At 59.0% G+C, this 14,329-nt stretch carries 15 protein-coding genes and 1 tRNA gene; 11 read left to right on the forward strand and 5 right to left on the reverse strand.

The genetic code is table 11. The features are described from left to right. Nucleotides 1-10: 10 nt before the first annotated feature. Entirely contained in the window at nt 11-967 is a 957-nt protein-coding gene (locus tag PK28_RS19470) for a glycosyltransferase family 2 protein (protein WP_052430504.1), read from the forward strand. A 2-nt stretch (nt 968-969) separates the two neighbouring features. Here PK28_RS19470 and PK28_RS01045 read toward each other — a convergent pair whose 3' ends face one another. After that, complete coding sequence (locus PK28_RS01045; RefSeq protein WP_044510519.1) at nt 970-2,031, reverse strand: UbiA family prenyltransferase; 1,062 nt, start codon at nt 2,029-2,031, stop codon at nt 970-972. Nucleotides 2,032-2,073: 42 nt separating this feature from the next. Between PK28_RS01045 and PK28_RS01050 the strand changes: the two genes are divergently transcribed. From PK28_RS01050 to PK28_RS01060, 3 genes are all read left to right on the forward strand, one after another. After that, the gene (locus tag PK28_RS01050) at nt 2,074-2,904 is read left to right on the forward strand and encodes an ABC transporter permease (RefSeq protein ID WP_044510521.1); all 831 of its coding nucleotides are present in this window, start codon (nt 2,074-2,076) and stop codon (nt 2,902-2,904) included. Nucleotides 2,905-2,984: 80 nt separating this feature from the next. Beyond that, nucleotides 2,985-4,229: an ABC transporter ATP-binding protein gene (locus PK28_RS19475; protein ID WP_082016896.1), complete on the forward strand. Its 1,245-nt coding sequence runs from the start codon at nt 2,985-2,987 to the stop codon at nt 4,227-4,229. A 17-nt stretch (nt 4,230-4,246) separates the two neighbouring features. Then, nucleotides 4,247-5,293 (forward strand): hypothetical protein, encoded by a 1,047-nt coding sequence (locus PK28_RS01060; RefSeq protein WP_156126185.1) that lies wholly within the window; start codon nt 4,247-4,249, stop codon nt 5,291-5,293. 72 nt (nt 5,294-5,365) lie between these two features. Here PK28_RS01060 and PK28_RS01065 read toward each other — a convergent pair. Continuing rightward, a tRNA-Met gene (locus PK28_RS01065) sits at nt 5,366-5,438 on the reverse strand. A gap of 219 nt (nt 5,439-5,657) precedes the next feature. On the opposite strand from PK28_RS01065, the gene PK28_RS01070 reads away from it, so the two are divergent. Next, nucleotides 5,658-6,821 (forward strand): alpha/beta hydrolase, encoded by a 1,164-nt coding sequence (locus PK28_RS01070; protein WP_044510525.1) that lies wholly within the window; start codon nt 5,658-5,660, stop codon nt 6,819-6,821. Between the two features lie 80 nt (nt 6,822-6,901). Here PK28_RS01070 and PK28_RS01075 read toward each other — a convergent pair whose 3' ends face one another. Beyond that, nucleotides 6,902-7,783, reverse strand: a complete 882-nt coding sequence (locus PK28_RS01075) for a BamA/TamA family outer membrane protein (protein WP_082016897.1) — start codon at nt 7,781-7,783, stop codon at nt 6,902-6,904. After that, complete coding sequence (locus PK28_RS01080; RefSeq protein WP_156126186.1) at nt 7,759-8,760, reverse strand: POTRA domain-containing protein; 1,002 nt, start codon at nt 8,758-8,760, stop codon at nt 7,759-7,761. The genes PK28_RS01075 and PK28_RS01080 overlap by 25 nt, the downstream gene beginning before the upstream one ends. 150 nt (nt 8,761-8,910) lie before the next feature. Here PK28_RS01080 and PK28_RS20050 point away from each other — a divergent pair, with 150 nt between their 5' ends. From PK28_RS20050 to PK28_RS01110, 6 genes are all read left to right on the forward strand, one after another. Then, a complete protein-coding gene (locus tag PK28_RS20050) occupies nt 8,911-9,462 on the forward strand; it encodes a hypothetical protein (RefSeq protein WP_082016898.1) in 552 nt (183 codons plus the stop codon). Nucleotides 9,463-9,533: 71 nt separating this feature from the next. Beyond that, nucleotides 9,534-10,163 carry a class I SAM-dependent methyltransferase gene (locus tag PK28_RS01090; protein ID WP_044510531.1) on the forward strand — a complete coding sequence of 210 codons (630 nt, stop codon included), beginning with the start codon at nt 9,534-9,536 and terminating at the stop codon, nt 10,161-10,163. Between the two features lie 104 nt (nt 10,164-10,267). Continuing rightward, the gene (gene hemW / locus PK28_RS01095; protein ID WP_044510533.1) at nt 10,268-11,401 is read left to right on the forward strand and encodes a radical SAM family heme chaperone HemW; all 1,134 of its coding nucleotides are present in this window, start codon (nt 10,268-10,270) and stop codon (nt 11,399-11,401) included. Nucleotides 11,402-11,481: 80 nt separating this feature from the next. After that, nucleotides 11,482-11,901, forward strand: coding sequence for a hypothetical protein (locus PK28_RS01100; RefSeq protein WP_156126187.1), 420 nt, complete (start codon nt 11,482-11,484; stop codon nt 11,899-11,901). A gap of 10 nt (nt 11,902-11,911) precedes the next feature. Then, complete coding sequence (locus tag PK28_RS01105; protein ID WP_044510536.1) at nt 11,912-12,598, forward strand: alpha/beta fold hydrolase; 687 nt, start codon at nt 11,912-11,914, stop codon at nt 12,596-12,598. A 296-nt stretch (nt 12,599-12,894) separates the two neighbouring features. Continuing rightward, entirely contained in the window at nt 12,895-13,674 is a 780-nt protein-coding gene (locus tag PK28_RS01110; RefSeq protein ID WP_044510538.1) for a cyclase family protein, read from the forward strand. Between the two features lie 243 nt (nt 13,675-13,917). Here the strand turns inward: PK28_RS01110 and rpmA are convergent, their stop codons facing one another. Then, nucleotides 13,918-14,229, reverse strand: a complete 312-nt coding sequence (rpmA, locus tag PK28_RS01115; protein ID WP_044510540.1) for a 50S ribosomal protein L27 — start codon at nt 14,227-14,229, stop codon at nt 13,918-13,920. Nucleotides 14,230-14,329 lie beyond the last annotated feature (100 nt).

The following is a 14,329-nucleotide window of genomic DNA, read 5'->3' on the forward strand; positions in this document are numbered from 1 at the left end:
AATTATATTCATGCCGCTTCCCCTCGTTTCTATTATTATACCCACCTATAACCGGCTGCACATGGTGGGCGCAGCTATTCAAAGCGCCCAGAATCAGACATATCCCAATAAGCAGATTCTGGTTATTGACGATGGCTCGACGGACGGCACCCGGGAGCTGCTGGCGACTATGGCCGGTATTGAGTACCACTACCAGCCCAACCAGGGCCAGGCAGCGGCCCGCAACACCGGGCTGCGTTACAGCCGGGGCGAGTTTTTTGCTTCTCTCGACTCGGATGATATATGGGAGCCGACGTTTTTGGCCGCCAGCATGGCCCTGCTGCAGCAACACCAACTGGATTTTGTCTTCCTGAACTGGAATGCCACGAACGGCAGCAACGGGTTTATGCGGTTTTTTGCGCTGCCCCGCAACCAGCAGTCCTACTGTACGCGGCCGCAGGACGACTGGTGGCTGCTGGATGCGCCCCAGACGCGCCGGCTGTTTATTGAAACCTGCCCGGCCCCGTCCTCAGCCCTGGTCATCCGGCGGGCCACGCTCAGCCAGCCCTGGAACGAGCAGATGCAGATTGCCGACGACTGGTGCCTGATCCTGGATATGGTCATCAACCAGCCCTGCCGGGCGGCCTTTACCATGACGCCGCGGTGGCTGAAGCGCGTGCACGATCAGAATATCTATGATGGTCGCGACCATCTTCTGGTGATTCCGGAACTGGCCTTTCATGATGAGCGGCTATTGGTGCAACGCTTTCAGCACCAGCTCAGCTTTCGGGAGAAAACTGTTTTCCGACAAAGGCTGGCAGAGTATTATTTCCGTTTTGCTTACCTGGACTGGAAGCGCGCCGCCTCCAAGCGGGCGCTGGTGCGGCACCTGGCCACGGCTGTTTGCCTGGCTCCGGTAGCCATGACGCAGACCATGCTTGGCTCTTTCTGGAATTATCTCAAAAAGCGGCTGATACTCCCTGCCTGATGCTAGCCCACCGCCTGCCTGAGTACCTTCCCGGTTTTGCGCCCCATCAGCAGTACCGCCCAGCCCACTTCCCGCAATGTGGGCCACAGGTGCCGCCAGAATAGCAGTAGGTGCAACCCTAGCACCAAGCCATCAGTGGGGAAGCGCCAGCATTGTAGCAGCAAAAATGACAAGGGATAAAACACCTCATAGAACTCATTGAGGATAATACGCCGATGCGGTTCCAGCACTACGGGGCGTATGTTCCAGAGGCGAAACCGAAACAGCTCCAGTGCCCCGTAAAGCGCCAGCAATACCAAGGGCAAGCCCTGCCCGCTCACCCACAACATCAGCCCCAAAGCCCCTATTTCAATGGGAAAAGCGCCACGCTCGCCTAGTTTCTTAACAATACCGGCGCCCCGCACGGTTACCAGGGTGGCTACACCGGCCTGCTCATCCGCCACAACATCAGTAAGCTGATGCCACAGAATATTGCGGAAGCCACAGGCCAGTGCCCAGGCACCCACGGCCAGCCACCACAGGCCCGGCAGGGGCCGCGCCGCCCAATCGTGCAGCAGAGAAACCGTCAGGAGCTGCGGAAAGAGGTGCGCGCCACTGGCATCGGCCAGCACACCGGCCAGCCCCTTGGTTTTTAGCCGCACGGGCGGAAGCGAATACAGGGTATAGGCAAGCCAGGCTCCCAGATAAAGCAAACTGCTGAGTTTACTAAGCTGCCAGAAGTACCAGCCAAACAAAACCCCTATCCCTATGCACCCAAACAAGACCAGCCTAATAAACAGCGCTGAGCGGCCAGCCAGCCGATTGTGCTTCCCGCCGGCCAGGTCATCTGCCCGGTCAGTCCAGTCGTTGAGCAGGCTAACGTAGATGGCGCCTATGGTAAGTGCCAGCAAGAGCAGCAGCAGGTGTCCCAGCAACGGCCAGATAGCCACGCCGGCCACGCAGGCCGAGGCATAGAACGTGGCTAACAAAGGCGAAAACTTATAGGCCCACCATTCATCGGCCCGGGCCACGGCCACCACACTTTGCCTCTGGCGGGGCACACTTTTCTCCTGCAGCTGCATCATGGTAACCGGCTAATCAGCAGCTTCTCGCCACCTTTACATCAAATGAAAGAAACTATTTACACTTCTCAGTCGTCGCTCAATGCCCCGCGGGCCTTTCTGCGCAGCGTGCGCGACGACCTGCGGGTGGTATACCACATCAGCTGGCAGCTGTTTGTGCGCAACCTCAAGCTACAGGTGCGCCAGAGTTTGCTGGGCTATGCCTGGATGCTGCTGCCGCCGCTTATTGCGGGCCTGGTCTGGGTATTCCTGGGCCGCGCCCGGGTGCTGAACGTGCAAACCATGGGCATACCCTACCCGGTATTTGTGCTGGCTGGTGTGCTTTTGTGGCAGGGCTTTGTTGATGCGCTCAACTGCCCCCTGCAACAGCTATCCAATGCCAAGTCTACGCTGGCCAAAGTGCGCGTGCCGCACGAGGCCTTTGTGGCAGCGGGGGCCGCCGTGGTCGTGTTCAACAGCCTCATTCGGCTGGCGGTGCTGCTGGGCGTTATGCTCTGGTTTAAGACACCACTGACGGGGAGCTTGGCGCTGGTGCCGCTGGGGTTGCTGGCGTTGCTGGTGCTGGGGCTGGCGCTGGGGTGGCTGCTGGCACTATTGGGCCTGCTCTACGCCGATGTGTCAAATGCCCTGAGCGTCATTATTAACCTGTGGTTTCTGATTACGCCTGTTGTGTACACGCTGCCCCCGCGCTTTGCTTTCTGGCTGCAGCTCAATCCGGTGACGCCGCTGCTCACCACTACCCGCAACTGGCTGCTGGCAGGGCCAGCCATCCCTACGCCGGGCTTCTGGCTGGTCACAGTTTTGGCGGGGGTTGTTTTTGGCGGTGCCTGGCTGGCCTACCGCCTGGCCCAGCCCCACCTCATTGCCCGCCTCTAAGGCTGGCCACCCAAGCCAGCAGCGCTTTTTGCCCCGGACACGCACTTTTCTGACTTCTCCTTGCCGTTTCTACCTGCCGCATGACCCCTGCTCTTTCTCCGCCGGTGGTTACCGTGCGTAACCTCTCCAAGAAATTCTGTACCCAGCTGCGCACCTCGCTCTGGTACGGCCTGCGCGATATTGCTGCCGAAGCCTGGCCGGTGCGGCGTACCGGTGTGCGCCACCTGCGCCGGGCCGAGTTCTGGAGCCTGCAGAATGTCTCATTTGAGCTGCACCGCGGCCAGGCCCTGGCCATCATCGGGGCCAATGGGGCCGGCAAAAGCACCTTGCTTAAGCTGCTCAATGGCCTCATTAAGCCCGATGCCGGCTCCGTACGGATTCTGGGCCGCGTGGGCGCGCTGATTGAGCTGGGGGTGGGCCTGGACCCGGTGCTGACGGGCCGCGAGAATATTTTTCTGCGGGCCGCGCTGCTGGGGGTGCCTCGGGCGCAGGTACAGCCCTTGCTGCCCGCCATCATTGAGTTTACGGGGCTGGGCGAAGCTATTGAAATGCCGGTGCAGTTCTACAGCTCCGGCATGTTATCGCGCCTGGCGTATGCCGTGGCGGCCCACCTGCACCCCGATGTGCTGCTGGTGGATGAAGTGCTGGCCGTAGGCGACTTTGACTTCCAGCGCAAGTGCATCAACCATATGATGGGCTATCTGGCCGGCGGCGGCTCCCTCATTCTCGTGTCGCACCAGCCCCATCACATTCAGGCGGTGTGCCAGCGGGGCCTGGTACTGGAAAAAGGGCAGGTTGCCTTCGCGGGCACCGCCACAGAGGCCCTCGACTACTATTTTACCCAACAACTTGTTGCCACTGCGCCGGTAGCCGATGCGCAGCTGGCAACGGTGAACGAGCAGCGGCCCGTGGTGATTGAGGCGGTGCAGCTAAGCGCCCCGCACGGCCCTATCACAACCGGTAGTGAAGCCCTGGTGCGGATTACGTGCCAAACGCTGCACCCGCTCTCTGATGTTAACTGGGCCTTTTATCTCTACACCAACGATGGCCAGATCTGCATCAGTGGGGCTTACCGGCCCGAGCCAATGACGATTCCGGCGGGACGCCACACGCTGGAAGGCCGCATTCCTCGCCTACCGCTCACGGCCGGCGAGTATCTGGTGCGGGCGGCCATCTTTGAACAGCAGGCCCTGCAGCCCCTGGCTATGTTTGGCTGGGACAATGCACCCGCTCGCCTATCGGTAGAAGACACTACCAGCCTCAGCAAAAACGTGCATAAAATGCTTCAGCAGCTTGTTACCCTTGATGTGGAATGGACGCATTAACTAACCAACTTGCTACGATGGATATCGCACCCGCACGGATTGCTCAATCCATAAACCTGGGGTTGAGCTATTTACAACAGCACCAGTATCCTAATGGGGAGTTCTGCTGCTACATTGCCGCCGATGAGCCGATGCAGGGCTGGTGCGTTACTGACAGCACCGTATTCGCCACCATGGTTGTGGCCTCGTGTCTGCTACCGCTGAGCGGCCGACCGGAAACGGAAGAGATGCTTACCCAGGCCACCCGCTACCTCCAGTACCAGATGCACCGGGGTGGCGTATGGCCCGTTTTTTCCAACCGTCATCCCTGGCACTCCATGGTGCCCTACGACACCGACAGCCTGGCTTACGCATCAGCATTCATGCGCGCCCGCGGCATCAACTGTCCTAGCCCTACTAACATCCCTCTGCTGCTGGCTAACCGGACCCGACAGGGCTTGTTTTATACCTGGTTTTTGGTGCGTCCGCGCTGGCAACCCAACCGCACCCACTGGCGCGTAGCGGCCCGGGAGGTGCTGCATCCCATCACCAGCCTGCTGTTTTGGCGGGCCAACGAATGCACCCGGGCTGATGTGGATATGGGTATCAATACCAATATACTCTACTACCTGGGCGATGTAGAAGAAACCCAGCCTATTATCACGGAGCTGCTGCGGATTATTGCTGAGGGCCGGGAGGCAGATTGCGACAAATGGTACCGCAACCCGTTCACAATCTACTATTTACTCTCGCGCGTATATCAGCAGGGGGTACAGAAGCTGGCGCCTGCCCGGCCACTCATCCTGGAGCGGATTCGGGCCACAGCTCAACCAAGCGGACAGTTGGGTAAATCTTTATTCGACACGGCCATTGCGGCTACTACCCTGATTAACCTAAACTACCAGGGCCCTGAGCTGCACCGGGCTATTCACTATATCTTGAACAGCCAGAGCACCTACGGAGAGTGGCCACGGTGGCTGTTTTACTACGGCGGGCCGAAACTCTTACAAGGATGGGGCTCGGAAGAAATAACAACTAGTTTTTGCCTGGAAGCCCTGGCGCGCTATCAGGCCAGTGTCAGCTAAAGGTACGTGTAACTCCATGCGTACCCTTGAAAAAGAAAAAGGGCGCTTCCGTATTGGAAACGCCCTTTTAGGTAGCGGGGACTGGACTCGAACCAGTGACCTTTGGGTTATGAGCCCAACGAGCTACCAACTGCTCCACCCCGCACTGTTTGGTTCTGCAAATGTACGAGGCTTTTTGGAAAAAGCACAGCCAAACCCAAAGAATACCTCAAGGGCAGGCTTTTCGCCTGATACTCAGGAGCATTTTTTTGCTGGTGTTGTATCCCATCGAGCACCATTGCCGTTCTATACAACTTATTCTTAAAAATTTTACGTAGAAGCTTACTCCTGTTGAGCTTCTCACTAACCTTTTCGCCACAACCGAATGAAACAACCCGTCACTACCTCTCTGAAAAAAATCTTCTGGCTAACCCCCGCCTTGGTGGCCGGTCTGGCTTTCACATCCTGCAGCACGGACACCAAATCCACTGCGGACCAGACTACTACTACCCCTGACGCAAATAATAGTGCCACAACCAACGCGGGGAATACCGCCGGCATGGCCGATGTGAAACCTACCGGGCCGCCTCCCGCCTGGGCCCCTAACATAGCGCCGGAAATGCTGGCCGTTATAGAGAAGCTCGACAGCCTAAGCGGCCCTACCCCGCCGCATAAGCTAACCCCAGCCCAGGTACGCAAGGCACCTTCCTTTAAGGACGCTTTGCAGGCCGTGATGACGAAATACAACATCCCCATGACCCATACCGGCGTAGATACAATGAGCCAGATGGTGCAAGCGGGCGTGAAAGTCCGCATCTACACCCCTCGGGGCGCTACGGGCACCTTGCCCGTTATTGTATACTACCACGGGGGCGGCTGGGTAATTGCCAACCTGGACACGTATGACGCCTCGGCGCGAGCCCTGGCTGCCAAAACTAACGCCATTGTAGTATCGGTGGCCTACCGGCAAGCCCCGGAGCACAAATTCCCTACGGCCCACAACGACTCCTTTGCTGCCTACCAGTGGGTGCTGAAGAATGCGGCTTCCTTTAAAGGCGACCCCAACCGGGTGGCAGTGGCGGGTGAAAGCGCCGGCGGCAATCTGGCTGCTGCCGTAAGCATGATGGCCCGCGACAAAGGCGTACAAATGCCCAAGTATGAGGTGCTTGTTTTCCCCATAGCCGGCTACGACGTGAACACCCCTTCTTACAAGGAACACGTCATGTCGAAGCCGCTAAACAAGCCTTTTATGGAGTGGTTCTTCAAGTACTATTTACGTAGCGCGGCCGATGGTAAAAACCCGATGATTAACTTGGTTGATGCTAATCTGAAGGGCCTGCCGCCAACTACCATTATTGGTGCGGGCATCGACCCCCTGATGAGCGAAGGCAAGACGTTAGCCGACAAACTGGAGGCGGCCGGCGTCTCCGTTAACTACAAACTCTATCCCAACGTGACGCACGAATTCTTTGGCATGGATGCCGTAGTGCCGCAGGCCCGCGAAGCCCAGGACCTGGCCGCCAGCGACCTGAAAGCGGCTCTAAAGTAAAGTCGAGCCGCTTATAGCTTACTGAAAACCCGCCGCGGACCACCGCAGCGGGTTTTTCTTTGCCCGGATAGAAGTTCAGGCTAAAACCGGCTGGTAATACCGAAGTGAATTTTGGAGGCATTTAAGGACAATATCTGCCCACGGGTCCGGCCCACGGAATACACAAACTGGAATACGCCGGCCCCGGTGCGAAAGCTCAGGCCAGCCCCCAAGCCGGTGGGATTGTTGGTTGACTGGGCGCCTACCACATTCTGCTGCAACACGCCCTGATCAGCGAACAGAAAAACGTACGCATCCTGGCCGGTGTACTGCCGGAACTCCACGGTGCCCACGGCGTAGCGGTTGGCGTAGAAGTTCAGCTCGTTGAAGCCGCGCAGGGTATTGAGGCCGCCCAGGCGGAACAGGTCGTTGAGGAACAGGCGCTGGTTGAGCAGCGCCTCGCCGCGCACCCGGGTAAGCACCACACCGTTGCGGCCCGCCCGAAAATACTGCTCCGCGCGCAGGCCCAGGGTGGTTTGCGTAGTGCGCAGGGGCAGGCGTTGGTAGAGCGTGTCATTCAACTCGGAGTTTTTGAAGATGCGCTTGTTACCGATGGCGGCCTGTGCTGCTACCAGCAGGCCCTGGCGGGGGAAGTACAGGTCATCCAGCGTATTCCAGCTGTAATCGAGGCCGTAGGAATTGTATTCGGTGTCGATGTTCTGGGGCAGCGTGGTGCGCTGGCGGAAGGTGGAATCGGCCAGCAGGCGGGAGCCACGTCGCTCGGTAAAAAAAGCAATGCGCCCGGCATTGGCCGTGGGGTAGGTGACCTGCACCCGTGGCCGGATGGTTTGAAACGCCTCGTTCTGTCGGTATAAATTGAAGCTGCCACTCACTTCCAGTGGCGTGCCGAAGAACCCCGGGTGCACGTACTGCGCATCCAGCAGCTGCGAGAGGGCATCTACCTTGCGCCACTGCAGGCCCAGCTGCTTGCCGCCCCGCGCAGGTTGCGCAGGTTAATGGTTACGTCGCCGGTGAGTTGCACGCGCTTTTGCGTGGGCCCCGGGGCAGGGTTGGGCAGCACGCCCACAATGGCATCGAACTGATTGGCGGGCCGGTCTTCCAGCAGCAGGTACACGCGGGCCTTGCTTTGGGCAAAGCGCACCTCGGGCGCCGCCTTCACGCGCAGATACGGCAGCTGTTTCAACAGGCGGGTAGCGGCATCCACGCGCTGCTGACTGTAGGGCTGGTTGGGCAGAATCTGCAGGTACCGCATCAGGAACTGCTTGCGGGTTTTGGTGGCGCCCACTAGCTGCAGGGAGTCGAAATACACCACCGGACCGCGGTCCAGCACTACGCGGCCGGCTATTTCCCGGTCCGTGAACTGCAGGGAATCCAGGCGCACGGTGGCGAAGGGGTAGCCCTGGTTTTCGGCTTCCGAGAGAATACGCTGCTGCAGGCGCACCCAGTCGGCGGGCACAAAGGGCTTGTTGGTGAAGAACCGCTCCCGGTAGCCGGCGCGGGTTAGCAGGGCGTCGCCGAGGTTGCCGTTGCGCAGACGGGCCCAGCGGAAGGGCTCCCCCACGTACAGGCGCACCCGTACGGTATCAGCCTGCCACTGCAGCGTGTCGGCGGAGGCGGTGAGGTAGGCATCGTTCTGCAGGCTGAGCACCAGGGCCCGCACTTCGCGCAGCACGGCCAGGGAATCAGGGAGCAGGCGGCGGTAGCGGTAGCGCCGCATCACGGGCTGGTCGGCGGCTTCTGTTTCCAGCACCAATGTGCGTGGCCGCGCCTGCACAGCGGTCCGCTGGCGGGTAGTGTCAGGAGTGGTTTTAGGAGGCAGTGGTGGAGTAGCCAGTCCCGGCACGTTGGGTGCTGCCGGCGAAATTTGCGCCCACGCGCTGCCGGGGCTACTCAATAGCAGCCAGCAGCATCCCAGAAAAAGCAGTAAGCGCGCAGCCATGACGGCAAGTAAACGCAAAACCGGCGGTTTCGTGCCAGGAACAACAAGACAGCGCCGGGAAATACTGAATCTGTATCCAGACAGGCAGCTGATGTGAGGACTAGACTATATTGCCGCGTTTTGTAGCCATCCTATTCTCAACTACTAAAAATGCCCCGAGCCATCAATCCTATTGAAATTCCTGAAGTAAGCTTTACCTCCACCGGCGAACTGCTCATTACCGCCTCGGCTACCTCTTCCAAACATGACTTTGATTTTTATGAAGGCCAGTGGAAGCTGCATAACCGCAAGTTGAAATCCCGGTTAGCGAACTGTACTGAATGGGTAGAGTTTGAATCGACGCAGGAGATGCATCGGGTTTTACAGGGCCTGGGAAACATCGACAACTACCTGGCTACGTTTGATGGTGTGCCATTTGAAGGAATGTCGGTCAGACTTTTCAACCCTACTACCCGGCTCTGGAGCATCTATTGGGCTGATTCCAACGCCGGCCGGTTAGACCCGCCCGTGGTTGGCTCCTTCGATCAGGACGTTGCCCATTTCTTCGCCAAGGACATTTTTGATGGCCGGGAAATTCTGGTTGTGTTCCGGTGGGATGCCCGGGACAAAGAAAACCCGGTGTGGAGTCAGGCTTTTTCTGCTGACAACGGTGAATCCTGGGAGTGGAACTGGTATATGCACTTCAGCCGAATGAATTCCTAGCCTCGGCGAGCGGGTTTAGCTGGCAGCCCAGTAAGCACCCATTTATATACCATCCTCAACGCCTCCACCTTATGGACCACAACGCCGCTGCCGTCGCCTTGTTCGATAAGCTGGCCAATCAGTACCAGGCCAAGTACATGCAACAGGAGCAGTATCATGCTTCCTTCGACGCTTTTTGCCGCCGCGTGGCTAAGCCCAACCCAGCCATTCTGGAAATTGCCTGCGGCCCCGGCAACATCACCCAGTACCTGCTCGGCCAACGCCCCGATTTCCGCCTCCTGGGTATAGACCTGGCCCCGAACATGCTGGCGCTGGCCCGGCAGAATAACCCCACGGTGGAATTTCAACTACTGGACGGCCGGAATATCAGCCAGCTTGGCCGGCAGTATGATGCCATAATGTGCGGCTTTTTCCTGCCCTATCTTTCCAAAGAAGAAGCTGTAAAGCTCATTCACGATGCGGCCGTGCTGCTGACCGAAGATGGCACGCTGTATATCAGCACCATGGAGGATGACTATAGCAAATCGGGCCTGCAGTATTCCAGTTCCGGCGAGGCTTTGTACATGTATTTCCATCAGGCCGATTATCTTCTGGAAGCCCTTACCGAAAGTGGGTTCAGGAACATCAAAGTGCAGCGCCTGACGACGCCCGGCCAGAACGGTGCCGTCACCACGGATCTGCTGATTCTTGCCGGCAAATGAGGCGAAGCGCCTATACCCTGCCGCCCCCATTCTCCCCGGCCCAAGCGTTATCTTTGTACCCCGCAACGCCCCAGGCACCCTGCCTGGCCGCTGCGGATTGCTTCATGCCCGGACTCTACCTCCATATTCCCTTCTGCAAGCAGGCCTGCCACTACTGCGACTTCCATTTCAGCACCTCCCTGGCGCTGAAAAGTCGCCTGGTAGAAGCCATTGGCCAGGAACTAGCCCTGCGCCGCGACTACCTGGGGCCGGATGCCGTGCTGGACACTATCTACTTCGGCGGCGGCACGCCTTCCCTGCTCACGGCCGCTGAGCTGGATTTCATTCTGGAGGAAATTCACCGCCATTTCCGGGTAGCAGAAGGGGCAGAAATTACCCTGGAAGCCAACCCCGACGACCTCACGGCCCTGAAAGTGCGGGAGCTGGCCGCCTCCCCCATCAACCGCCTCAGCATCGGCCTGCAGAGCTTCCACGAGCCCCACCTGCGGCTGATGAACCGCGCCCACTCCGCCGTCGAATCGGAAACGGCTGTGCGGCTGGCGCAGGACGCCGGCTTCGAGAATATATCAGTGGATCTGATTTACGGCGTGCCCGCCCCCGACCATAGCATCTGGGAGCAGGACATGGCCCGGGCATTTGCCCTGCAGGTGCCGCACCTTTCCTGCTACGCCCTTACCATTGAGCCCGGCACGGTGTTCGGGCATCAGCTGAAAAAAGGCACGTTTAAGGCCCCGCCCGATGAGTTTGTGGCCCAGCAGTTTGAGCTGCTGCTCACCCAGATGCGCGCCCACGGCTACCAGCAGTACGAAATCAGCAACTTCTGCCAGCCTGGCCGCGAGTCGCGCCACAACTCCGCCTACTGGCGCGGGGTGCCGTACCTGGGCCTGGGTCCCAGCGCCCACTCCTTCAACGGCAGCAGCCGGCAGTATACCGTGGCCAACAACCCGCAATACGTGGCTGCCGTGCTGGAGCGCCTGCAGGTGCCCGCCACCGTGGAAATACTCTCCCCCACCAACCGCGCCAACGAGTACCTGATGACCAGCCTGCGCACCGCCCAGGGCTGCGACCTGCGCCACCTGCGCCAGCACCTGGGCGTAGACCTGCTCGGCACCCACGCGGCCTACCTGCAACAGCTCCAGGCCACCGGGCAGGCCACCATCCATCGGGAAGTGCTGCAGCTCACGGACCAAGGCAAGCTGCTGGCCGACCAGATTACGCTGGAGCTGTTTCAGGAGTAAGCCGGCGGGGCAACGCATTGGCCTTCAATCCCTGGAAAATTGGCCGTACGTCGCGTCCGGTTTTCCCGTACATTGAGGCAATGAACCGCCTGATTGATGCCCTCGTGGATGATGCCGACTTCTTTGTCGAGCACGTTCAGCTCACCGCCATTGTCTTCGACAACACCAACGACGTGACCCTGTGGGCTACCACGGTGTTCGACGACGACCTGCATTTTTTCCACCTGGGCCTGGAGTTTCAGGCGCTTGATGTGATTCTGCGCCTGGCTGGTCCGCGCGCCGAGGCCCTGCAGGAACAGGTAGCCGATGCCCTGGCCACCGTAACCGACTGGCCCTGCCTGCTGGAGTACAACACCGAAGAGGTTCCGCCTGTGGTGCTGCCCGATGTGGCCCTGAAGCTTTCCTGCACCTACCCTGCCGACACCGACGAGGACGACGAGGAAGCCATGCCGCACAACATCTTTTACCTCGAAGATATCTACCTGCGCCTCGAGTCATAAGCCTGCCGCTATGATGTACCTGATTCCTGGGCTGGGCGCCGATGAGCGGGTTTTTCGCAACCTGCTGCCGCTGCTACGGGGTCCGGTACAGGTGCTGCCCTGGCTCACGCCTCTGCAGGACGAGAGTCTGCCGCATTACGTGGCCCGCATAGCCGAATTAGTGGATTCCACGCAGCCTTGTCTGGTGGTGGGCGTGTCGTTTGGCGGAGTGGTGGCGCTGGAGCTCTGTCGCCTGCGGCCGCTGGCGCAGGCCGTTTTGATATCCAGCATCCCCGATGCCAGCTGCCTGCCCCCGTTGCTGCGTGCTATCCGGGCCTCTAGGGTATATAAGCTGGTTCCGCCCCAGTTGCTGAAGCTGTTTCCCCGTGCGGGTCAGTGGTATTTTGGAGTCCGGAACGGCGAAGAATATCAGCTATTCAAGGAGATTCTCAACGACATGGAGCCCCGCTACACCCGCTGGGCCATCGACCGGCTCCTGCACTGGGACAGCACCGATACCGGCCGCTGCCTGCAGATTCTGGGCACGAAAGACCGGGTATTCCCACCCGGCCCCGCTCCCGTAGATTATCTTATCCAGGGTGGCGGCCACTTCATGATTCTCAGCCACGCCCACGAAATCAGCCATATTTTAAATCGGCTGGCCGAAGCCCAAGCCACCGGCACCAACGCCGAAGCCCCGCTTCCGATAATTCTGTAATTGAGGCTGTTGAGAGTTAGAATAATCAAGTAACTCGGTCGTCATGCTGAGCGCAGTCGAAGCATCTCGCTCCCGTCATTGCTGGGCAAAGAACATCTTTACAAAAAAAGACTGTCATGTCGAGCGCAGTCGAGACATCTCGCGTGCTGATGTTGCCACAGTAACTGTCCTGCTGAGCGCAGTCGAAGCATCTCTACCACTTCGTTGCAGTGGTATACCACACTAGCGAGATGTCTCGACTGCGCTCGACATGACGTTCTGTTACTTTGCAGCTTCCTCATTCCGCCACCGCTCCTATGCTCGCCACCTACCCCTACCAAAACCGCACCTTCACCTTCAACCCCACCGCCCCGCTGGATATTTCCCTGCCGCTGGCTCCCGGCGAAAACCAGGTGAATTGCTTCTGGGCCGAGCCGGTGCAGTTTGATGTTATTCGGGTGGGCAGCTTTGTGGGCAGCGTGGCCGATGGGGGTAGCACCAACTACAAGCGCGTACACGTAACGCCCCACGGCAACGGCACCCACACCGAATGCTACGGCCACATCTCCCCCGATCCGGCAGCCACGCTCAACCGTTGCCTGCGCCGCTTTCTGTTCGTGGCCCGGCTGGTATCGGTGCAGCCCCGCCCCCAGCCCAACGGCGACGAGGTGGTCATGCTATCTGACGTGCTGCGCGAGCTGAACTCCGGATCTGATGCCGCCATTCGCCCCGAAGCCCTGATTCTGCGCACGCTCCCCAACCACAAGTCCAAGCGCACCCGCCAGTACTCCGGTACCAACCCCACTTATCTGGAGCCCGCTCTGGCGCACTACCTGGCTGAGCACCACATCGAGCACCTGCTGCTTGATCTGCCCAGCGTAGACCGGGAAGAAGATGCCGGCCAGCTGCTGGCCCACCACGCCTTCTGGCAGTACCCGCACACCACCCGACAGCAGGCCACCATCACGGAGCTCATCTTCGTTCCCGATGAAGTAGAAGACGGCCTCTACCTGCTCAACCTGCAAATCACCAGCCTGGAGCTGGATGCCAGCCCCAGCAAACCCGTGCTCTACGCCTTAAGCAGCACCTCGGCATAAAGACCCTGAACTCCATCATCCTCTGTCATTCTGAGCAAAGCGAAGGACCTTCTCACCGCTGAACGAGTCGTTGTTACGACAAATGTTCACACGTGAGAAGGTCCTTCGCTGGGCTCAGGATGACAGATGTTAAAGGTTAACTGAGTTATTTAAGGGTCAAATAGAAATCCACCTCTCACCGCAACGCAAAAAGGGACAGCCCTTGCGGACAGTCCCTTTCTGAAAGAGCGAAGCTAAAAAAGCTTACTTGTTGTCTTCAGCCGACTCCGTAGCTGAGGTGTGCACCTCAGCAGCGTCTACCTCTGCAGGTACTACCGATACGAACGAACGGTCTTTGCGGCCCTTGCGGAACTGCACGGTACCATCAATCATAGCGAACAGGGTGTGGTCCTTACCAATACCCACGTTCTGGCCAGGGTGGTGCTTGGTGCCACGCTGACGCACGATGATGTTGCCGGAAATGATGGCCTGGCCACCGAAGATTTTCACGCCCAGACGCTTGGAATGCGACTCGCGGCCGTTGTTGGAAGAGCCTACGCCTTTCTTATGTGCCATGGTATTTTGAACTTTTAGCTACCAGCGGTTGGCTGCTAGCTGATGGTCTGAGGAAAGCCCAGCCGGGAAGAGAAAGCTACTGGCCAGAGGCCGCTAGCTT

The organism is Hymenobacter sp. DG25B (assembly GCF_000801315.1).
Classification (GTDB): Bacteria; Bacteroidota; Bacteroidia; order Cytophagales; family Hymenobacteraceae; genus Hymenobacter.